Raw genomic sequence first — 21,387 nt, 5'->3', positions numbered from 1 at the left:
CACCACGCGGACCGCGACGCCACGGCGCCTGGCCAGATCACTTGGCGTTGTATCGATCAAGGGTGAGGGCATAGTCGACCAACACGGACAACATGCCGCCTGAGCTGCCCGTTCATTTGGTGGCCAGTGGTCAACATTCGTTGCTCCTGGTCCACCTCTGACGGCCTGGAAACGGCATGATCTTGGGGTCCCTCGGGCTCCTGACCCCTCGCTCGTAAGTCTTGGGCGTCCTGTCCGGCAGGGTCCGTCGGCGTCCCTGGCCTCGGGCCAACCGTCCGGCGTCGTCCCGGACACTGCCCAATCCGTCTGGCCGGACCGACCTTCCATGGTGGCTACGAGCGATCGAGTAGACAGGTCATACGTTGAAGCGGAGCTCTCGGCGAGCCGGTCGGATCGGGCTCGATGCGAGGTCAGACGGCCCGCTGACGCGGCTCTCGGGCCGGTTCGGCTGGCACGGTTGCTGTACTTCGCTGCTGTACTTCTCTGCCGCATGGGATGCCGCTCAGCCCACCCCGAGCGTGGCGGCGAGCTGGGCGATCGTGGCCGGGGCGCGCGGGTGACGGGCAACCTCGGCGACGACGTCCCGGGCGGCGGGCCGGCACCTGATCTCGGCTGGTGCGGTGCGCTCGACCTCGGTCAGCACGCGGGCGGCGCTGCCCGTATCCTCGGCCTGCAAGTAGGCACGCGCGACGTCGAGTAGGTGCGCGGCGCGGTGTTCGGCAGGTAGCCACCGCCAGCCGCCCCGCGCGGTGGCCTTCTCGTGCCAGGCGATCGCCTCCTGGGTGTCGCCGACTTCGACGGCTGCGGTGGCGCGGGCCAGGTCGACGGCGGTGGGACCGAACGCGGTGCGGTGGTGGTCGTGCCCGTCGCCGACCCGCCCCGCCATACCGGCGGCCTCGTCGAGCAGCTCGCCGGCGGAGGCCTTGTTCCCGTCTTGCGCCGCCGCCAGGCCGGCTTGGATGAGCAAGGCTCCGCACAGGGACAACTCCGCAGGCGTGCCGTACTCGATCACAGACGGAGCGATCCGATACGCGGCACCGAGCGTCACCGACTTCGCCTCCCGCACCCGGCCGAGCGCGCGCAACACCTGCCCAAGCTGCACGCCTGCGGCGGCCACCAACTCCCGGTCAACGGTGGCGGCGAGCATCGCCCGATCCACGGCCAACCAGGCCAGCTCGGCGTCGCCGAGCTTGACCAACAGAGAAGCGATGATCCGGTACGCCTCGACGAGCGGCACCCGACCCGCCACCGGCACCTCAGCATGGGCGCGCTGCGCACCGGTGAGCAGGTCCGGCGCCAGGTCGACCACCTGCGGATAGCGGGCGTGCTGGAACGTCGTCCACGCGTACCGCACATCCCGCAGCATCCGGTCCACCGGCAATATCGTGCTGCCCGCCGGCCTGCCCAACGGGATCTCGTAGCGGGACAGCGCTGCTCTGATCCGCTCGACGCCGTCGCCGCGATCCGTCACCTGGGCCGGCGCGGCATCCCGGCCGACAAGGGCAGCGGTGTCGATGCGGAGTACGCGAGCGATCTCCTGAAGTGTTGACAGCTTGTCCAGCCGCCGAACTCCGCGCTCGACCTTGTCGACCCAGCTCTTCGACTTGCCGAGCCGGTCGGCGAACACCTGCTGCGACAGCTTCCGCCGACCCCGCCAGTACGCCACCCGCCGACCAACCGGCAACAACTCAACGTTACCCACGACGCCACCGCCGATCCGGAACGGCCCGGGTCGTCTCCTCTACCGGGATACGATCCGCCTCTGCCACCGCGAGAAGCCGCCGCCTCGCCGCCTCCCGCTCGGCCGCCTGGATCTCCTCGCCCCGACTCACCGCCGATTCGTCGCCCTTACGCGGCATCCCCACACCTCCGCCAGTTGAAGCGGCGGCACGTCGACCGTCGCGGGTCCACAGTGACGTCGGAATGTCATCTGCTGCGACGGCACAAGGGCCGACAATCAGGTCACTTAGCCGGCGACATTAAGGCGACATGGCGCTATGGTGGCAGTCATGGTCGCCCCCAACACCGCCCTGCGGGCCGTCCGCACCGGGATGCGCATGAGCCAGGACGACTTCGCTCGCGCTCTGCAGGCTGCCGGCCACCGCGTCGGCGAGCCCAACGACGCCAACAAGAGACTCGTCCAGCGATGGGAGTCCGGCGCAATCGCCGCGCCCCGCCCGGTCTACGCCCGTGCCCTGGAGGTCGTCACTGGTCTACCCATCTCACTGCTCGGCTTCGACGCGGTGCCGGGCGGGCATGTTGCCGACGACGAACACGGCGGCCACGATCTGACCTCGCCCGTGTCCAGCCTCGCCACACCGACGCCGACGTCCAAGCCCACCACCACGGCCCACCAGTCCTACGAAGGCGTGTGGCTCAGCCGCTACCAGTACTACTCCAGCGGGCGAGGAGACTCCTTCGCTGGACAACACTTCGTGGTGCTGCTCCAGCACGGCGATCGGCTCACCGCGCGCAGCCTTCCTGGCTCGGCGTCATCGTCTCTCTCGCTGGATCTGACCGTGGACGGTGCCGTCGTCACCGGCACCTGGGTGGAGCAGACCGACCCCACCGGCTACTACCGGGGCGCCCGATACCACGGGGCAATTCAACTCATCGCCGAGCCGACAGGTCGACGGATGGCCGGAAAGTGGATCGGCTTCGGCAAGGACATGGACGTGAACACCGGCCCGTGGGAACTCGTCTTCCGCGACGCCTCGACGTCTAAGACGACACTTGATCGCTACAACACGTCGGCGACGTAAGTCGCTGCTGGTCCGGGAGCCCTTGACCCCTCGCTTGTGAGTTCTGGGCGCTCCGTCCGGGACGTCCATCCACGACGTAACCTCGGGCTGCCGTCCGCGTCCAGCCCTTGCCGGCTGTCCTCGTCCCGGTCGGTTGCTGTCACTGTTGCTGTCGACCACAGTTATGGGAAGGCAAGACTCGACCTTTGGGGCCTAAGGGACGTCTCGTAACTGGGTGAAGGCGTTGCCTGGTGCCGGCTTGGCGGTCAGCCGGCGAGGATGATGTTGTGGAGGTTGGCGATGCCGGAAGCGGCGTCGACCAATGTGTGGCCGGCGCGGCGGTAGTCGCGCAGGATCTTGAAGCACTTCATTCTGGCCAGGGCATGTTCGACCCCTGCTCGAACGGTGCGGTGTTCGACGTTGAGGGCTTGCTTCCAGGCGGGCAGTTGGGTGCCGTCGGAGGGCTTGCGGTACGGCATGATCACCTGCGGGTTGCCGCGGTAGCCGCCGTCGGCCATCACCGGCCGCCCGTCCAACTTCTGGTCGATCCCGGAGCTGCGGTAGACGATGGTGTCGTTGCGGTTGCCAGGCTGCGGGTCACCGACGGCGATGACCAGACGGGTGCTCGCGTCGATAGCCACCTGCAGGTTCGTCGAGTACCGGTAGTTCTTACTCCGAGCGGCCAAGCGGTGATCGCGAGTCGGGATCAGGGTGCCGTCGACGATCGCGATCTGCTCGACCGGTCGCTTGCGCACCGGCGCCAGGGCCAGGAGCGGCGCGAGGGTGTCAATGACCCGGTGCGCAGCCGAGTGCGACACCCCGAACAGCGGGCCGATCTGGCGCATCGTCAGGTTCGTACGCCAGTACGCGGCCACCAGCAACACCCGATCCGGCAGGTCCAGGGCCCACTGCCGGCCCGGTCGACCATCGGCGATGCCATCACCACCACGCTCAGCGACCAGCCGGACCAGCTTGCGGAACTGGGCGGGCTGCAGCCCAGTGAACGGGAAGATCCACTCTGGGTGGGCTGCGGTGATCACCTGCACCCAGGCATCCTGACCGACCATCCTCAGCAGACAGACATCGGGGTTACGAGACGTCCCTTAGAGTGCGATCGATGTCGGGCCGGCGGGAACGCATACGTCGAGAGCTGGGCGGTTTCCTCAAGCAGTACGGCCGCAGTTCCCGATCTCGCAACGGGATGGATCCCAACGATCGCCAGTACAGCCGCAAACTGGAAACCCAGATCAAGCGGTTGTGCCCTGAGGACCTCGACCGCCTGATGCGAGACGACGAGGGCGACGACCAGTAGCACGACCGCCAGTCTGGAACCGACGACCCCTTGGCCCCCAGGCAAACAACACGGAACCTTCACCTGCGGCGACCGGTCGCTGCACTGCGACTGGTGTCCAGCTGAGTCCACCAACGTCCGGCGGCGTCCCCCTCGATCGTCACTCAGTTAGTCACCCAAACTTCATCCTCCTGATCGCCGCTCGCTGGTCCGGTGTAGCCCTGGGCGAGCAAGTGTCCTTCGAGCACCGCGTAGAGGGCGTTCCCCTCATCTACGTAAAGCCGTCGCTCTCCTCCACCAGCCTTGGCAGCAACGTAGTGAATTCGTCCCGCCTCGCCACGCTGACGCCAGGCACGCAGAACGACACGGTCAGGTATGTGCGGCACAGGCACCCCCACGAAGTGCGGACATAGACTCCCTATCTGAAGTCGCCACATCGTCTGGTGTCAACGGCTAGACCGCCAGTCGATCCGACCTGGTTGGCCAGCCCTTCGCTTGTAAGTTCTGGGCGCTCCGTCCGGCAGGGTCCGTCCACGTCTGCAACCTCGGGCGGCTGTACATGCTCGGCCGCTGACGGCTGTCCTCGTTGTTGCCGGTTGCTGTCACACACGGCTTAGGAACGGTTTAGCGGCTGCTGGGCCATCTGCCGCCTCACCAGGGGATTCGCGTGAAGGCTCAGCCGTGATGTGCTTGATCGTTCCGCGTATGTTCCGGATGACTCTCTACTTGGCTCGTTCTTGAAGTTTGCAACCGGCGCGGCTACCGTCCGGCGAGTGCCAGATGATCCACTTGATTCAGGCAGGCCGTGCGAAGGGCTAGCCCGGGGCCTGCGTGCGATGCTCATCTGGACCCTCATCGGGCTGCCAGCGATTGGGGTCCAGTACTTCGTCTGGGATGCGACTGGCGGCTACTGGCTCGGGTATCTGGCGGGTTCCGTCCTGCCGGTGGCGATGACGCCATGGCTGGCCCCTCGGGTTTCCTACCGACGTCGGGATGCACTGATCACTGCGATCGCGTGGCCGTACATGGCGGGTGTGATCGCGTCTCGAATGGCGTTGCTGCCATACCGGAACTGGGCTCCCCGGACAGACGAGGTGCGGCGCTCGCGCTGGCACCACAACCCGCGATACGCCGGCTACTGGTGGATCTCCCAAAACCCGTCACCGTGGCCGCCGAAGGAGTGACAGGCTTGCGCCCCGGTACGCCGTCAAGCGCGTGTCCATCGTGCGGACAAGGAGCAGGCGCCGGATTCAGACGTTGAAGCGGAACTAAGAGCCGGTGTCCCGCCACCAGCAGGAACGCTGGTCGGTCCCTGGTCACACGCCGTCTCCGGCTGCCATCGTTGGTTGCCGTTCCACCAGTCTTGATCTGCTGAAACCGTCCATGAAGGTCCCTGCTCGTTCCGCTGACGTCCGTCCCGATCGTCACCCGGCTAGTCACCCAGCCGTGTCACTCCCACAGGTCGGCACCCTCGTTGCCGGATGGGTCCGTCTCCCCCAGAGACTCATGCAGCCCTCCGATTTCGCGGCCCGTCGGGTTGCACTCCGCGTCCGTCTCGATCAGGTGCCAGCCAGGGTCGCTCTCACGCGCGTTCGGGTCGCCGCCCTCGTCGAGGATGCACACTGCGGCGACGACCGCCTCGTACGCTCCAGCTCGCGCGACAAGCAGCACATCGTGGGGATCCGCGCCTGCGTCAATCAGCCGCCGCGCGGCCGCCACGTCGCTCAGAGCACTGGCATCCATCCACGGAGATATCGCCTCTCGCCACAGGGCGCGCAACACCATGAACCGAGCCAACTGCGGAATGTTCTCGCTGATCTCCGACCTAGCCCACCCCTCCGGTTCATGGGCTCCAATCTCCTCGAACCTCTCCGCAAGGGACACAGCAGAATCGCGGACATCCGGCGGCAGCGTCGCCAACCACTCACCCCATGTCGGCCAGGAAATCATCGCCTGATCATGCCCTTGCCTCGTCCGCTAGCCAACCCCAGCGCTCGGTGTCCCTGAATGCTTGAATGCGGTCAAGAGACGGCGTGCCGGAAACCGACCGCATTCTGTGTGAAAGAACGATGGTGGTGGGCTGACCTGCGTAGACGCTGGGCCTGAGCTGCTGTGACAGTCCACTTCCGTCCATGGCTGTCCCTGCTTGGACGTCGTGGTTGTCACTCAGCTAGTGTCGCGTGTCTGAAGTGATTTGACGATGTTGCTGCGAGACAATGAGGCCTGTCTGTTGCCGCTCCGTTGGTCCTGCGCACTGGTGACGGTGCCCGCCTGCGGGAGTTGACGCGGTCGTCAACGGCTGCGGCCGGGCATGTGCAGCGGGCTCAGATGGTGTTGCTGGCCGCGGAAGGGCTGCCGAACACCGAGATCGGCCGGCGGGTCGGGATGACCCGGCAGACAGTGATCGCGTGGCGGGCCCGGTATGAGAACGGTGGGATCGATGCTTTGACGGACCTGCCACGCTCCGGGCGCCCGCCGGTGATCGACGAGCCGGCGGTGATCGTGTCCACGCTGAACCCACCACCGGCGGAACTAGCGGTAACGCACTGGTCAGCACGGCTGCTGGCCGAGCATCTGAGCAAGACCGGTATGCCGGTCAGCTTCGCCGAGATCGCCCGGATCTGGCGAGCCTGGGACCTGCAACCGCATCGGGTCGAGACGTTCAAGTTCTCCACTGACCCCCAGCTCGAGGCGAAGATCCGTGACGTCGTCGGCCTGTATCTGGACCCGCCGGCGAACGCGGTCGTGGTCTGCGTCGATGAGAAGTCGCAGATTCAGGCCCTCGACCGGACCGCCCCGCTACTGCCGATGCGCTTCGAGCAGGCCGAACGTCGCACCCACGACTACCGTCGGCACGGCACCACGACGCTGTTCGCCGCTTTGGAGGTAGCTACCGGGAAGATCACCGCGGACGCCTGCTACGACCGGCACCGCAACACCGAGTTCCTCGCATTCCTCAAGCAGGTCGCCAAGGCGCATCCGCAGGTCAAGCTGCACGTTGTGGCCGACAACTACGCCACTCACAACCACCCGAACGTCAAAGCCTGGCTCGTGAAGAATCCACGCATCACCATGCATTTCACCCCGACCAGCGCGTCCTGGATGAACATGGTCGAGATCTTCTTCGGGATCATCACCCGTCAGGCCATCCGTCGCGGCAGTTTCGCCAGCGTGCCCGACCTGATCGGCGCGATCCGCAAGTTCATCGACGGCTACAACCAGCGCTGCCAGCCATTTGGCTGGTCCAAAACCGCCGACCAGATCCTGGCCAAAACCACCTAAGGGATGTCTCGTAACTCTGTGATGGTCCATGGTGGATCATGTCGGGGTGCAGGTGATCTCAGCGGCCCGCTCGGAGTGGATCTTCCCGTTCACCGGGTTGCAGCCCGTCCAGTTCCGCAGGCTGGTCAGGCTGGTCGCCGAACGTGGCGGGGACGCGATCGCTGATGGCCGGCCGGGTCGGCAGTGGTCACTTGACCTCGCTGATCGGGTGTTGCTGGTGGCCGCGTACTGGCGCACGAACCTGACCATGCGGCAGATCGGTCCGCTGTTCGGGGTGTCGCACTCGGCCGCGCACCGGGTGATCGACACCCTCGGCCCGCTGCTCGCCCTGGCCCCTGTGCGTCGGCGCCGGGTCGACCAGATCGCGATCGTCGACGGCACCCTGATCCCGACCCGGGACCACCGGCTGGCCGCCCAGAGTAAGAACTACCGCTACAGCACGAATCTGCAGGTCGCCATCGACGCCCACACCCGCCTCGTCGTGGCCCTCGGTGACCCACAGCCCGGCAACCGCAACGACACCATCGTCTACCGCACCTCGGGTATCGACCAGAAACTGGCAGGTAGACCGGTCATGGCCGACGGCGCCTACCGCGGCAACCCCGAGGTGATCATCCCGTACCGCAAACCGGCCGACGGCAGCGAACTACCCGACTGGAAGAAGGAGCTGAACAGGCAACACCGCAAGGTCCGCGCGCAGGTCGAACACGCCCTGGCCCGGATAAAGACCTTCAAGATCCTGCGGGACTACCGACGAGCCGCCCACACATTGGCCGACACCGCTTCCGGCATCGCCAATCTCCACAACATCATCCTGCTCCGGTGACACCGACACCGTTGACCGGCAACGCCTTCACCGAGTTACGAGACATCCTTTAGAACGCTTCGCCGGCTACGCCGCTGTAGCCGCGTAACTTGTACTGCCGAGCCAGCTCGAAGATGCCGTCAAGATGGCCAAGCATGCTCACCGGAAGGGTGAGCAGCACGTACTTCGCAGCGTCTTCGGGCGCGTCAAGAAGGTCGTACTCAGTCGGCTCAAGGACGTCCACCAGGTCGGGCCAGCGCGACAGCAGCTCGCTGCGGAACCATGAGACGTCGGAGTGCGGCTCGAGCGCGTCGGTGACCCCGTCAGCCAAGCCATCGTAGATATCGCCGGGGTTACCCTCGCCGACTCTCCAGAACGCGAAGTCACTGCTCACGACGATGATCTTAACCGTCAAAGAAAATCAGACACGCGACACTAGTCACTCACGGCATTCGTTCACCGGCTGTCGCTGCCCTGCGTAGAGCAAGCTGGCTGTGTAGCCCGTGGATAAAGCCGGTGACGATCGCTGAAACTTCAGGTTGAAGGTGACCACCTGGCCGCCGAAATTTTTCTTTCCGCAGACGCTTCGGCTTGTGCCGTCAAGGGTCATGTGCCAGCCGTTGGCATTGCCCAATGAGGCGTAGAAGCCTTCGACGGCGGTGTCCCCTGGCGGGAGCGTCTTCGTATAGGAGCGAGTGACGAACGCCCCGCCCCAGTAGTTGCTACCCCACCCCCTGCAGGGTTCGAAACTGTCCGCCGTCTGCAGCTTCGAATCTGGGAAAGCTTGAACCAGCATGGGATCGGACCTGAGCTCATCCGTCAGCTGTGCTTCTGCGTCTGAGCAAGGGCCACCGGGATAGACGAAGGCATCGACGTAGCTTGTCACGGCCCACCAGCCGGTCGCAGCGATGAGCCCCAACGTGGCAACAACGGTCAGCGCGATAGTGGGAACTCGACCGGGACGCTGCACGAACGCTCTCCTTGCCGGGTTGCCTGCCTTACTCCTCGATCCTTGACCATATCCTCAAAGGCGCTTGAATCCGCCGGGCGTCGACGCCTCGACCACGGCGGACCCTGCCATCCCGTCTGCCATCGACCCGCCCTCCTGGGGAGCGGGCCTCCGCCCGGCCCGCCACGTCAAGCGGACCTTGACGGCTCGGACGGACGCTGGCGGGTCGGGCTCCCCGCTCTCCGCGCTGGCCGCCGGGCATCCGGCGTGACGGCCGCAGAGCGGCAGCGGCCGGCGCGCGCCCAGGCGGCGCGCGTGCGGCCCGTCAAGGGCCGCCTTGGGCGACCACGCCAAGCAGTACGCGCCCGTAGAGGTCACCTTGCCGTGGGGAACCTGACCGGCGACCCCACGACCGTCACGCTCTACCTGACCACCGCTGACGGCCTGCCGCTCAGTCGCTCGAAGTTCAACCCCGCTGTCTGGAAGCCGGCGATCCGGGCCACCGGCATCCCCGACGACCGCCGCAACGGCATGCACGTCCTGAGGCATACCTACGCCTCGGTCCTCCTGGACGCCGGCGAGAGCATCAAGGCCCTGTCGACCTACCTCGGCCACGCCGACCCCGGGTTCACCCTGCGGACCTACACGCATCTCCTACCGACCAGCGAGGACCGGACGCGCCGCGCCATCGACACCGCCTTCGGCGAGGACCAGGCCGCTAAGGACGGCCCGGAAGCCGTTGACGGCCTGGAGACGGCATGATCATGGTTCAACGGCCTTCCTGACAGCCTCAGGCGCAGGTCAGGGCACCTGCACCCGTTACTTGGCGTTGAAGTAACTGGCCTCCGGGTGGTGGACCACGATCGCGTCGGTGGCCTGCTCCGGCATGAGCTGGAACTCCTCGGACAACTCGACACCGATCCGGTCCGCGCCGAGCAGGTCCACGATCTTCGCGCGGTCCTCCAGGTCGGGGCAGGCCGGGTAGCCGAACGCGTACCGGCAGCCCCGGTAGTCGTTGCGCAGCAGGCCCGCCAGGTCCGTGGGGTCGTCGTGACCCAGCGGACGCCCGTCGGGCAGGGTCAGCTCGGCCCGGACACGCCGGTGCCAGTACTCGGCGAGGGCCTCGGTGAGCTGCACCGACAACCCGTGCACCTCCAGGTAGTCGCGGTACTCGTTGCGGGCGAACAGCTTCGCCGCGTACTCGCTGACGGGTTGCCCGACGGTGACCAGTTGCAACGCGACCACATCGAGCTGGTCGCCCTTGGGCTTGAAGAAGTCCGCCAGGCAGAGCCGCCGCTCCTGCCGCTGCCGGGGGAAGGAGAATCGGGCGCGCTCCGCGTGCCCGTTCTCGTCGAGCACCACCAGGTCGTTGCCTTCGGAGTACGCGGGGAAGTAGCCGTACACCACGGCTGCCTCCAGCACCTGGTCGGCGATCAGCCGGTCCAGCCAGTACCGCAGACGCGGCCGACCCTCGGTCTCGACCAGCTCGTCGTAGGAGGGTCCGTTGCCGCCCCGGGCCCCGTTGAGCCCCCACTGCCCGCGGAACGTGGCCCGCTCGTCGAGCAACGCCGCGTAGTCGGCCATCGGGACACCCTTGATCACCCGGGTGCCGAAGAACGGCGGGCTGGGCACCTCCACGTCCACTGCCACGTCGGAGCGGACCGAGGAGTCGTGCAGCTCCGGCAGTGACTCCGTGACCATCGTCCGCTGCCGTTCCCGGCGGGCGCGGCGGGCCGCGAGGGCGGCCTCCCGCTCCGGGTCGATCACGGGCGCGCCGCCGCGCTTGGCGGTCATCACCTTGTCCATCAGGGACAGGCCCTCGAACGCGTCCCGCGCGTAGTGCACCTGGCCGGGGAACATCGACCGCAGGTCGTCCTCGACGTACGCGCGGGTCAGCGCCGCACCTCCGAGCAGGACGGGCCAGCGCTCCGCGACCCCGCGGGTGGCCATCTCGGCCAGATTTTCCTTCATGATGACCGTGCTCTTGACCAGCAGCCCGGACATGCCGATCGCGTCGGCGCGGTGCTGCTCGGCGGCGTCGAGGATGGCGTTGATCGGCTGCTTGATGCCGATGTTCACCACCTCGTAGCCGTTGTTCGACAGGATGATGTCGACCAGGTTCTTGCCGATGTCGTGCACGTCGCCGCGCACGGTGGCGAGCACGATGCGGCCCTTGCCGCCGTCCTCCGTGGTCTCCATGTGCGGCTCCAGATAGGCCACCGCGGTCTTCATCACCTCGGCGGACTGGAGCACGAACGGCAACTGCATCTGGCCGGAGCCGAACAACTCGCCGACGACCTTCATGCCGTCCAGCAGGATGTCGTTGATGATCGACAGGGGGGAACGGCCACCGGCCATCGCGTCGTCCAGGTCGGCCTCCAGGCCGTTGCGCTCACCGTCGATGATCCGCCGCTTGAGCCGCTCGTCCAGCGGCAGCGCCGCCAACTCCTGCGCCCGGCTGGCCCGGGCACTGGTCACGTCCACACCCTCGAAGAGTTCGAGGAAGCGCTGCACCGGGTCGTATCCCTCGCGGCGCCGGTCGTAGACCAGGTCCAGGGCGACCTCGCGCTGCTCGTCGGGGATCTTCGACATCGGCAGGATCTTGCTGGCGTGCACGATCGCCGAGGTCAGGCCGGCCTGCACGCACTCGTGCAGGAACACCGAGTTGAGCACCTGCCGGGCCGCCGGGTTGAGGCCGAAGGAGATGTTCGAGATGCCCAGCGTGAAGTTGACCCCCGGGTAGCGGCGGGCGATCTCCCGGATCGCCTCGATGGTCTCCAGGCCGTCGCGACGGGTCTCCTCCTGCCCGGTGGCGATCGGGAAAGTCAGCGCGTCGATCAGGATGTCGGCGCGGTCCATGCCCCACCGGCCGGTCAGGTCGTCGATCAGCCGCGCCGCGACCCGCACCTTCCACTCCTGGGTACGGGCCTGCCCCTCCTCGTCGATGAGCAGCGCCACCACCGCCGCGCCGTGCTCCCGGACGATCGGCATCACCCGCGCGTAGCGGGAGTCGGGGCCGTCACCGTCCTCGAAGTTCACCGAGTTGACCACGCACCGGCCACCGAGCATCTCCAGCCCGGCCTCGACGACGGCCGGCTCGGTGGAGTCCAACATGATCGGCAGGGTGGACGCGGTGGCGAACCGGCCGGCCAGCTCGCGCATGTCCCGCGTGCCGTCGCGGCCGACGTAGTCCACGCAGAGGTCGAGCAGGTGCGACCCGTCCCGGGCCTGACTGCGGGCGATCTCCACACAGGCCCGCCAGTCGCCGGCGAGCATCGCCTCGCGGAACGCCTTCGAACCGTTGGCGTTGGTACGCTCCCCCACCATCAACACCGACGCGTCCTGGGCGAACGGCACCGGGTGGTACACCGAGGAGACACCCGCCTCGTGCCGGGCCTCGCGGGCCGGGGCGACGCTGCCGTGCAGCCGCTCGGACAACACCCGGATGTGCTCCGGCGTGGTGCCGCAGCACCCGCCGACCAGCCCCACGCTGTAGTCCGTGACGAACCGCTCCAGGGCCTCGGCCATCTCCACCGGGGTCAGCGGGAAGTACGCCCCGTCGGCGGTCAGCACCGGCAGACCGGCGTTCGGCATCACCGACAGGGGAATGCGGGAGTGCTGCGACAGGTAGCGCAGGTGCTCGCTCATCTCCGCCGGGCCGGTCGAACAGTTGAGCCCGATCAGGTCCACCCCGAGCGGCTCGATGGCGGCCAGGGCCGCACCGATCTCACTGCCCACCAGCATGGTGCCCGTGGTCTCGACGGCCACGTGACAGATGATCGGCACCGACCGGCCCAGCTCGGTCATCGCCCGCTTCGACCCGATGACCGCCGCCTTGACCTGGAGCAGGTCCTGGCAGGTCTCGATGATCAGCGCGTCCGCGCCGCCCTCGATCAGACCTGCGGCGTTCTCCTGGTAGGCGTCGCGCAGGGTGGCGTAGTCGGTGTGCCCGAGGGTGGGCAGCTTGGTGCCCGGCCCGATCGAGCCGAGCACGAACCGGGGCCGTTGCGGGGTGCTGGCCGCATCCGCGGCCTCCCGGGCGATGCGGGCACCCGCCTCGGACAGCTCCCGGATGCGCTGGGGAATGTCGTACTCGGCGAGGTTGGCGAGGTTGGCCCCGAACGTGTTGGTCTCGACGCAGTCCGCGCCGGCGGCCAGGTAGGCGTCGTGCACGCCGCGCACCACGTCCGGCCGGGTGACGTTGAGGATCTCGTTGCACCCTTCGAGCCCGTCGAAGTCGTCGAGCGTGAGGTCCGCGGCCTGCAGCATCGTGCCCATCGCGCCGTCGGCGATGAGAATCCGGTCGGCCAGCACATCCATCAACGAAGTCCGCACCCGTTCAGGTTAGTGCGGTCCCCACCGCGCCCAGCGGTCCTCCGGCCGCGATCCCATATTGTGTCGCCGGGATCACGCTGTCTGGTTCGTTCGTGTATGACCGGTCGCCGGTCCGGTGGACCGGCGCGGCCGACGGGCCGCATCCCTGCCCGGCACGTAGGCTGGCGGACGTGAAGGACAACAGGGACGCCGCTGTGCCACACGGTACGACGACCGGGCGCGATCCCGGCGCCGACCGCGACGAGCAGGGTGAGGTGACGGCGTGACCGAGTTCGACGGACTGCCGGTGCTGCGGTCCCCGGTGGCCATCGCCGCCTTCGAGGGATGGAACGACGCCGCGGACGCGTCCACCGCCGCCGTGGAGCACCTGGAGCAGGTCTGGAACGCCCGGCAGATCGCCGAGCTGGACCCGGAGGACTTCTACGACTTCCAGGTCAGCCGACCCACCATCACCATGGCCGACGGCGAGACCCGCCGGGTGGAGTGGCCGACGACCCGGTTCATGGTGGCGAGCCCGGAGGGCACCGACCGTGACGTGGTGCTGATCCGCGGCATCGAGCCGAGCATGCGCTGGCGGACGTTCTGCGAACAGGTGTTGGAGATCTGCCACAGCCTCGAGGTGGAACGGGTGGTGCTGCTCGGGGCGTTGCTCGCCGATGTTCCGTACACTCGGCCGCTGCCGATCAGCGGCAGTGCCTCCGACGCGCAGGCCGCCGAGCGCTACCAGCTCACCCCCACCCGCTACGACGGTCCGACCGGCATCGTAGGGGTGCTGCACGACGCCTGCTCCCGCGCCGAGGTGGACGCCGTCTCGTTCTGGGTGCACGTGCCGCACTACGCCAACAACCCGCCCTGCCCGAAGGCCACCCTCGCCCTGCTGCACCGGGTCGAGGAGGTCGTCGACCTGCCGGTGCCGATGGCCGACCTGGCCGAGGAGTCCGCCGAGTGGGAGCAGCGGGTGCGCAGCGCCGCCGAGCAGGACGCCGAGCTGGGCGAATATGTTCGCGAGCTGGAGGAACGCGTCGGCGACGAGGGCATCACCCCGTTGACCGGTGACGAGATCGCCCAGGAGTTCGAGAAGTACCTGCGCCGTCGGGGCGGTTCGGCCGGCCCCACCGCCGGCTCCTGGTAACAACTTTTTGGCGGGCCCTCGGACCTTCTGTGGTCCGGGGGCCCGTTTTCGCGTGTCCGGGGTAGCGCCGCCACACCCTCTAGGGCATCCTAGGAACCTAGATGTGATCAAGGAGGCGGGTGTGCAGATCAATCCCGGGGCCGCGGAGTTCCCGCACCGACAGATCGCCGCGCAGCTCAAGGCCCAGGTCCGCCGCGGCGACTGGGGGCCGGGCGAGCGACTGCCGTCCATCCCGGCCATCGCCGAGATGTTCGGCGTCGCCAAGCAGACCGTGCAACGCGCCGTCGACCAGCTGCGGGTCGAAGGCATCCTGATCACCAAACCCGGCTCCGGTACGTACGTCCGGGGCACCCGCCGCCGACTCAACCGACTCTCCCGAGGGCGGTACGGCGGCTTCCGCGGCTACCACACCGACCTGGCCGCCCGATACCGTCAGCAACTCGTCTCGGTCGGCCGCTCCCCCGCCCCCGCCGAGGTCGCCGACGCGTTCGGGGTACCCGACGGCACCGACCTGCTCTGCCGCCGGCACCTCGTCCGCACCGACGACTCCCCCGTCGAGGTGGGCGCCTCCTGGTTCCTGCCCCGCGACACCGCGGGCACCTCGCTGGAGCGCGCCGAGGCGTTCGGCCGGCCGCTCTACCAGGAGGCCGAGGAGGTCACTGGACGACGGTACGTCTCGGCCACCGACACGATCAGCGCCCGCCAGCCCAGCCGGGAGGAGGCCGAGACCCTCCAGATCCGGCCGGACACCCCGGTGCTGCACCTGCTGCACGTCGCGTACGACGCGAACCGCAAACCGATCGAGGTGGCCCAGGCCACCTGGCCCGGCCCGATGACCACCCTCACCGAGGAGTACAAGATCCCCGCCCCGACCCCCGACCCGGAACCCGACCCCGGCCTGGTCCTCGGCTAACCCCCACCCACTCGTCGATCATGGAGTTGTGGTGCCCCATCAAAGGTGCGAAATACAGCACTTCGGCCACCACAAGTCCAAGATCGACGCGAGTGGGGTGGGTGGGGTGGGGTGGGGTGGGGTGGGTGGGGTGGGGTGGGTGGGGTGGGGTGCTCTTAGAGGTGGATGCCCAGGAGGGCGTCCACCGTCTTTGCGAAGAGGGCTGGCGCTTCGGTGTCGTCCGCCGCCCCGGCGAGGGTCGCCTCGGCCCAGCGGTCGGCGACCGCCAGAGCACCGGGCGTGTCCAGGTCGTCGGCCAGGCGTGCGCGTACCCCGGCCAGCAGCTCGGCCCCGGACGGCCCGGCCGGCGCGGCGGCGGCCCGCCGCCAGCGGGCCAGGCGCTCCTGCGCGGCGGTGAGCAGCTCGTCGGTCCACGTGCGGTCGGCACGGTAGTGCCCGGAGATCAGCGCCAGCCGGATCGCCATCGGGTCGACCTTGTCGGCGCGCAACCGGGACACGAAGACCAGGTTGCCCCGGGACTTGGACATCTTCTCGCCGTCCAGGCCGATCATCCCGGCGTGCACGTAGTGCTGCGCGAACGGCGCCTGACCGGTGAGCCGCTCGGCGTGCGCGGCGGACGCCTCGTGGTGCGGGAACAGCAGGTCGTTGCCGCCGCCCTGCACGTCGATCCGGTCGCCGAGCAGGTTCAGGGCGATCACCGCGCACTCGATGTGCCAGCCGGGGCGGCCCGGGCCCAGCTCCCCGCCCGGCCAGGACGGCTCACCCTCGCGGACGCCGCGCCACAGCAGCGGGTCGAGGGGGTCACGCTTGCCGGCCCGGTCCGGGTCACCGCCGCGGTCCGGGAAGATCTCCAGCATCTGCTCGCGGGTCAGGTTCGACTCGTAACCGAACCGGCCGGTGGCGGAGATGTCGAAGTAGACGTCGCCCGTGCCGTCGTCGAGTCGGTACGCGGCACCGTCCTTGACGAGCACCTCGACCTTGTCGGCGATGTCCGGGATCGACTCCACAGCACCCACGTAGTGCTCCGGCGGGATGATCCGCAGCGCCTCCATGTCCTCCCGGAACAGGGCGGTCTCCCGCATCGCGAGGACCACCCAGTCCTCGCCGTCGCGGGCGGCCCGCTCCAGCAGCGGATCGTCGATGTCGGTGACGTTCTGCACGTAGCGCACCGGGCGGCCGGCGTCGCGCCACATCCGCTGCACCAGGTCGAACGTGATCATGGTGGCGGCGTGGCCGAGGTGGGTGGCGTCGTACGGGGTGATGCCGCAGACGTACATGCTGGCCGCGTCGGCCGGATCACTCGGGTGCACGCCCTGGCGCGCCGAGTCGTACAACGCCAACGGCACGCCCGTGCCCGGCAGCCGTGGCACCTCGTGTCCCGCCCAAGACTCCATGGGATCAGCCTAACCAGCCCGACGACGACGCCGGAGCGCCCCACCGGTGATCAAGATGACAGCGGCTCACATGGGTGGCCAGGGCATCGCCGGCCAGTCCTCCGGCGGCTGTGGGAAACGGCCAGCCTCCCGCAGCCGGTCGATCCGGGAGGCCAGTTCGGCCACCTCGCTGATCGTCAGGTGGTCGGCCAGCTCCGCGCCGAGCGCCCCGGCGACCTTCCCGGCGAGCCCGTCGAGCATCTCCACGGCGTCCGGGGGAAGCTGCCCGCCGGCCCAACCCCAGAGCACCGTGCGCAGCTTGTCCTCCACGTGGAAGCTCACCCCGTGGTCCACGCCGTAGATCCGGTCGTCCGCGCCGACCAGCACGTGACCACCCTTACGGTCGGCGTTGTTGATCACCGCGTCGAGCACCGCCAGTCGGGCCAGCCGCGGGTCTTCGGCGTGCGCCAACACGTACGCGCTGCCGTCGTCGTCGCGGGCCGCGGCGATCGGGAACCAGCGGGGCGGCAGCTCGTCGGCCGGCAGGAACCCGACCAGCGCCTCGGCGTCCTCCGGCTCGTCGATCCACAACTGGCAGGAGCCGGGGCCGAACGGGCCGTCGCGCAGCACGGTGGGCGGCACCAGGCCCCAACCCGTCGCCTCGGAGACCAGGTACGCCGAGACCTCCCGGCCGGCCAGCGTGCCGTCCGGGAAGTCCCAGAGCGGTCGTTCGCCCCGCACCGGCTTGTAGACGCAGCGGGCGGTGACCCCGTCCAGGGTCAGGATGCCGCGCAGCGTGGTGTTCGACGCGTCGACCAGCCGACCTTCCAGGTCGAGCACACCGTCGCGCAACAGCCGAAGCGCGGCGTCACCGTCCTGGCGGGGCTGGAGGCCGGACGAGGTCACCGGTGATAACCGTTGTGCCGCGGGCAGAGGTGCCCGGCGGGGTCCAACGGTTGGCCGCAGAGCGGGCACGGCGGCCGGCCCGCGTTGACCACTCGCCGGGCCCGCTCGATGAACTGGCGGGTCGCCTGCGGGGTGAGCCGGACCCGGAGCCGATCCAGGTCCTCGTCCGGCTCTTCGTCCTCGTCGTCGTCATCGTCGTCGTCCTCGTCGCCCAGCTCGACCTCGGGCTCCACCTCACCCGCAGCGATCGCCTCGATCACCACGGTCGCGGTGTCCACGTCGAAGGCCAGCCCGAGGGTCCCGACCCGGAACTCCTCGTCGACCGGGGTGTCCAGCGGCTCGTTGTCACCGATCACCGGTGCCAGCTCGGGCAGGTCCACCCCGAAGCGACGCTGCGCCTCGGTGAGCAGCTCTTCCAGCTTCTCGGCGAGCAGGGACACCTGGACCTTCTCCAGCGCGACGCTGACCAGCCGACCGCCGCCACGGGCCTGCAGGAAGAAGGCGCGCTCCCCCGGCGGGCCGACGGTCCCGGCGACGAACCGCTCCGGCGGTTCGAAGGCATGCACCTGGTGGGTCATACCCACGACCCTATCCGGCCCGCCATGGCACCGCGCACCCCACCGACCCGAATCGCCGCCTCGGCGGCGCGCCCGGCGTACCAGCGGCTACACCCGGGCGTGGCGGCCCCGCCGCCGGCCCGCGCGCGCCTCGGCCGTCGACCGGTGGGGGATGGTGCGGCCGGGTGGACGTTGCCCGGCGTCGTCACGAGCCCGCACCGGCCCCGCCGCCGACGGCGGCGTCCGAATCGGCCGCGCGGGGTGCCCGCCGACGCCGCTTGCGGGGCGGCGACACCAGGCCCGACAGGTCACCGCCGGTGTCGTTGAGCCGGAGCAGGAACGGCCGCAGCGGCGTGAACCGGATCGCGGTCACCGACGCCGGGTCGGCCACGACCCGCTGAAAGAGATCCAGGTGTACGCCGAGCGCGTCCGCCACGATGGCCTTGATCACATCACCGTGGCTGCACGCCAACCACACCGCCTCGGGACCGTGCTCGGCGCTCACCCGGGCGTCCCACGACCGAACCGCCGCCACCGCCCGGGCGGACATCGCCGCCATCGCCTCCCCGTCGGGGAAGACCGCCGCACTGGGGCGCTGCTGCACCACCGGCCAGAGCGGCTCCTTGGCGAGCTTCTTCAGCGGCTGCCCCTCCCAGCTGCCGTAGTCACACTCGATCAGACCGTCCTCGACGACCGGCGTGGCCTGCGGCAGCGCCAGCTCCAGGGTCTGCCGGCAGCGGATCAGCGGGCTCGTCACGACGGCGGCCAGCGGCAGCGCCCGCAGCCGCTCGCCCACCGCGGCGGCCTGGGCGCGCCCGGTGTCGTCCAGCTCGACCGGTTGCCGGCCAGCCAGGCCACCGTCGGCGTTCGCCGTGGTCCGGCCGTGTCGCAGAAGCAGAAGGGTCGCCACGGTGACCACCCTAGGGCCTCCGCCGCGGCGCCGACCTGCACGGGCACGGGTCTGGGCCGCGTAGTACCGGCCGGTGCGGGCGTCCGCGCGTCACGCCGCTGGCCGGCCCCCGGAGGTCGGGGGCCGGCCAGCGGCGGCGGGTACGGAGACGGTCGACCGTCCGTCGGTCAGGTGGCCTCGATCGTGCCGGTGAGCAGCAGAGCCAGGACCAGGGTGCCCAGCGCTACCCGATACAGCACGAAGACGTACAGGGTGTGGTGGGCGACGTAGCGCAGCAGCCAGGCGATGGCCGCGTACCCGATGCCGAAGGCGATGACGGTCGCCACGATCATCTGGGCCACCGACGGCGCGGACGTGCCCGGGGCGGACGGTTCGAAGACGTCCCCGAGGCTGAACACGCCGGACATCACCACCGCCGGAATGGCCAGCAGGAACGAGTACCGTGCCGCCGCCTCCCGGGTCAGGTTGAGCAGCAGGCCGGCGGTGAGCGTGCCACCGGAGCGGGACACCCCGGGGACCAGCGCCATCGCCTGGGCGAAGCCCATCACGATGCCGTCCTTCATCCGGAAGTTCTCCAGGGTGCGGGTCTGCCGCCCCCAGTACTCGGCGAACGCCAACACGAACGCGAACACGATCAACGTGGTCGCCACCACCCACAGGTTGCGCCCGGCGGTCTTGATCTGGTCCTTGAACAGGAAGCCGAACAGCCCGATCGGGATCGAGCCGACGATCACGTACCAGCCCATCCGGTAGTCGAGGCTGGACCGGACCGACGTGTCCCGGATGCCGACCAGCCAGGTCCGGGTGATCCGCCAGATGTCCTTCGCGAAGTAGATCAACACGGCCGCTTCGGTGCCGAGCTGGGTGACCGCGGTGAACGACGCGCCCGCGTCGCGGTCGAAGAAGATCGCCGAGGTGATCCGAAGATGCCCCGACGAGCTGACCGGAAGGAACTCGGTCAGTCCCTGGACGATGCCCAGGACGATGGCCTCGACCCAGGTCACTCGCCGACTCCCGAAAGATCAAGTGCCTCGGCCACGGTACGCAGGGTCTGGATCCCACTGTCCCGGTCGGCCACGAACAGCGTCACCGACAGCGTGGTCACACCGGCGGCGGCGTACTCCCGCATCCGCTCGGCGACGCGCTCCTTCGGGCCGAGCAGCGACGTCCGGTCGATGAACTCCATGGGTACGGCCGCCGCGGCGTCACGCTGCCGCTTGGCCAGGTACAGGTCCTGCACCTCGCGGGCGGCGTCGCCGTACCCCATCCGGGTGGCCAGCTGGTTGTAGAAGTTCTGCTGGCGGCTGCCCATGCCACCCACGTACAGCGCCGCGTACCAGCGCACCAGCTCGGCGCAGGAGGCCACGTCGTCACCGATCACCACGGGCACCGACGGCACCACGTCGAAGCCGGCCAACTCCTTGCCGACCTTGGCCCGCCCGGCGCGGACCGAGGCGAGCTGCTCCTCGGCGAACTCCGGGGCGTAGAACACGGCCAGCCAGCCGTCGGCGATCTCGCCGGCCAGCTCCAGGTTCTTCGGACCGACCGCGGCCAGGTAGATCGGTATGTGCTCGCGGGGTGGGTGGAAGCCCAGCCGCAGGGCCTTACCAGGGCCGTCCGGCAGCGGCAGCGTGTAGTGCTCGCCGTCGTACGCCACCTCCTTGCGGGCGACGGCCAGCTTCACGATGTCGACGAACTCGCGGGTGCGGGCGAGGGGCTTGGCGAACCGCACCCCGTGCCAGCCCTCGGAGACCTGCGGCCCGGAGACGCCCAGGCCGAGGCGGAACCGGCCACCGGAGAGCGCGTCGATGGTGGCGGCGGTCATCGCGGTGGCCGCCGGCGTACGGGCGGGGATCTGCATCACCGCGGCGCCGACGTCGATCCGTTCGGTCTGGCCGGCCATCCAGGCCAGCATGCTGGGCGAGTCGGAGCCGTACGCCTCCGCCGCCCACACCACCGAATAGCCCAGCCGGTCCGCCTCCTGCGCCAGCGCCAGGTGGTCGGCCGGTGTGCTCCACGCCGTCTGGTATCCAAGACTGAGCCCGAGTCGCACTGGTCCTCCCCCATCCGTGGCACAGGTCGCACCAGGTTACGCAATGCCGATAACGGAGTCGATCACCGGCTCGACACCTTTGATCCCCCCTCCATCGGGACAGCCCCGGGCGGCGGAACCGGCAGAACCGGCAGAGATAC

At 68.9% G+C, this 21,387-nt stretch carries 19 protein-coding genes; 7 read left to right on the top strand and 12 right to left on the bottom strand.

Annotated features, from left to right (window positions below; genetic code table 11):
• Window positions 1–502: 502 nt before the first annotated feature.
• Window positions 503–1,702: a helix-turn-helix domain-containing protein gene (locus tag O7614_RS16610; RefSeq protein ID WP_278139368.1), complete on the bottom strand. Its 1,200-nt coding sequence runs from the start codon at window positions 1,700–1,702 to the stop codon at window positions 503–505.
• 307 nt (window positions 1,703–2,009) lie between these two features.
• On the opposite strand from O7614_RS16610, the gene O7614_RS16605 reads away from it, so the two are divergent.
• Window positions 2,010–2,762 carry an XRE family transcriptional regulator gene (locus tag O7614_RS16605; protein ID WP_278139367.1) on the top strand — a complete coding sequence of 251 codons (753 nt, stop codon included), beginning with the start codon at window positions 2,010–2,012 and terminating at the stop codon, window positions 2,760–2,762.
• Window positions 2,763–3,007: 245 nt separating this feature from the next.
• Here the strand turns inward: O7614_RS16605 and O7614_RS16600 are convergent, their stop codons facing one another.
• Entirely contained in the window at window positions 3,008–3,787 is a 780-nt protein-coding gene (locus tag O7614_RS16600; RefSeq protein ID WP_278139366.1) for a transposase family protein, read from the bottom strand.
• Window positions 3,788–3,858: 71 nt separating this feature from the next.
• Here O7614_RS16600 and O7614_RS16595 point away from each other — a divergent pair, with 71 nt between their 5' ends.
• Window positions 3,859–4,053, top strand: a complete 195-nt coding sequence (locus O7614_RS16595) for a hypothetical protein (RefSeq protein WP_278139365.1) — start codon at window positions 3,859–3,861, stop codon at window positions 4,051–4,053.
• A gap of 1,428 nt (window positions 4,054–5,481) precedes the next feature.
• Here O7614_RS16595 and O7614_RS16590 read toward each other — a convergent pair.
• A complete protein-coding gene (locus O7614_RS16590) occupies window positions 5,482–5,982 on the bottom strand; it encodes a hypothetical protein (protein ID WP_278139364.1) in 501 nt (166 codons plus the stop codon).
• Between the two features lie 291 nt (window positions 5,983–6,273).
• Here O7614_RS16590 and O7614_RS16585 point away from each other — a divergent pair, with 291 nt between their 5' ends.
• Complete coding sequence (locus O7614_RS16585; protein ID WP_278139363.1) at window positions 6,274–7,314, top strand: IS630 family transposase; 1,041 nt, start codon at window positions 6,274–6,276, stop codon at window positions 7,312–7,314.
• Window positions 7,315–7,360: 46 nt separating this feature from the next.
• On the top strand, window positions 7,361–8,140 hold the full coding sequence (locus tag O7614_RS16580; RefSeq protein ID WP_278137249.1) for a transposase family protein: 780 nt from the start codon (window positions 7,361–7,363) through the stop codon (window positions 8,138–8,140).
• A gap of 49 nt (window positions 8,141–8,189) precedes the next feature.
• Here the strand turns inward: O7614_RS16580 and O7614_RS16575 are convergent, their stop codons facing one another.
• A complete protein-coding gene (locus O7614_RS16575; protein ID WP_278139362.1) occupies window positions 8,190–8,513 on the bottom strand; it encodes a hypothetical protein in 324 nt (107 codons plus the stop codon).
• Window positions 8,514–8,558: 45 nt separating this feature from the next.
• On the bottom strand, window positions 8,559–9,089 hold the full coding sequence (locus O7614_RS16570; RefSeq protein WP_278139361.1) for a hypothetical protein: 531 nt from the start codon (window positions 9,087–9,089) through the stop codon (window positions 8,559–8,561).
• 363 nt (window positions 9,090–9,452) lie between these two features.
• On the opposite strand from O7614_RS16570, the gene O7614_RS16565 reads away from it, so the two are divergent.
• Window positions 9,453–9,830 (top strand): tyrosine-type recombinase/integrase, encoded by a 378-nt coding sequence (locus O7614_RS16565; protein ID WP_278139360.1) that lies wholly within the window; start codon window positions 9,453–9,455, stop codon window positions 9,828–9,830.
• A gap of 57 nt (window positions 9,831–9,887) precedes the next feature.
• Here the strand turns inward: O7614_RS16565 and metH are convergent, their stop codons facing one another.
• Entirely contained in the window at window positions 9,888–13,403 is a 3,516-nt protein-coding gene (gene metH / locus O7614_RS16560) for a methionine synthase (RefSeq protein WP_278139359.1), read from the bottom strand.
• Between the two features lie 262 nt (window positions 13,404–13,665).
• On the opposite strand from metH, the gene O7614_RS16555 reads away from it, so the two are divergent.
• The gene (locus tag O7614_RS16555) at window positions 13,666–14,535 is read left to right on the top strand and encodes a PAC2 family protein (RefSeq protein ID WP_278139358.1); all 870 of its coding nucleotides are present in this window, start codon (window positions 13,666–13,668) and stop codon (window positions 14,533–14,535) included.
• A 121-nt stretch (window positions 14,536–14,656) separates the two neighbouring features.
• Complete coding sequence (locus O7614_RS16550; protein ID WP_278139357.1) at window positions 14,657–15,448, top strand: GntR family transcriptional regulator; 792 nt, start codon at window positions 14,657–14,659, stop codon at window positions 15,446–15,448.
• 155 nt (window positions 15,449–15,603) lie between these two features.
• On the opposite strand, the gene mshC is transcribed toward O7614_RS16550, so the two are convergent.
• From mshC to O7614_RS16520, 6 genes are all read right to left on the bottom strand, one after another.
• Window positions 15,604–16,842 (bottom strand): cysteine--1-D-myo-inosityl 2-amino-2-deoxy-alpha-D-glucopyranoside ligase, encoded by a 1,239-nt coding sequence (gene mshC / locus O7614_RS16545; protein WP_278139356.1) that lies wholly within the window; start codon window positions 16,840–16,842, stop codon window positions 15,604–15,606.
• A 66-nt stretch (window positions 16,843–16,908) separates the two neighbouring features.
• Window positions 16,909–17,727 carry an SCO1664 family protein gene (locus O7614_RS16540; RefSeq protein ID WP_278139355.1) on the bottom strand — a complete coding sequence of 273 codons (819 nt, stop codon included), beginning with the start codon at window positions 17,725–17,727 and terminating at the stop codon, window positions 16,909–16,911.
• Window positions 17,724–18,305: a DUF3090 domain-containing protein gene (locus tag O7614_RS16535; RefSeq protein WP_278139354.1), complete on the bottom strand. Its 582-nt coding sequence runs from the start codon at window positions 18,303–18,305 to the stop codon at window positions 17,724–17,726. The genes O7614_RS16540 and O7614_RS16535 overlap by 4 nt, the downstream gene beginning before the upstream one ends.
• A 184-nt stretch (window positions 18,306–18,489) precedes the next feature.
• On the bottom strand, window positions 18,490–19,203 hold the full coding sequence (locus O7614_RS16530; RefSeq protein WP_278139353.1) for a histidine phosphatase family protein: 714 nt from the start codon (window positions 19,201–19,203) through the stop codon (window positions 18,490–18,492).
• Between the two features lie 158 nt (window positions 19,204–19,361).
• A complete protein-coding gene (locus tag O7614_RS16525; protein ID WP_278139352.1) occupies window positions 19,362–20,198 on the bottom strand; it encodes an undecaprenyl-diphosphate phosphatase in 837 nt (278 codons plus the stop codon).
• Window positions 20,195–21,247 carry an LLM class F420-dependent oxidoreductase gene (locus O7614_RS16520; protein WP_278139351.1) on the bottom strand — a complete coding sequence of 351 codons (1,053 nt, stop codon included), beginning with the start codon at window positions 21,245–21,247 and terminating at the stop codon, window positions 20,195–20,197. The genes O7614_RS16525 and O7614_RS16520 overlap by 4 nt, the downstream gene beginning before the upstream one ends.
• Window positions 21,248–21,387 lie beyond the last annotated feature (140 nt).

Source organism: Micromonospora sp. WMMD961 (assembly GCF_029626145.1).
GTDB lineage: Bacteria > Actinomycetota > Actinomycetes > Mycobacteriales > Micromonosporaceae > Micromonospora.
The sequence above is the reverse complement of the archived record's forward strand: the minus strand, read 5'-3'. Positions and strand labels throughout refer to the sequence as shown.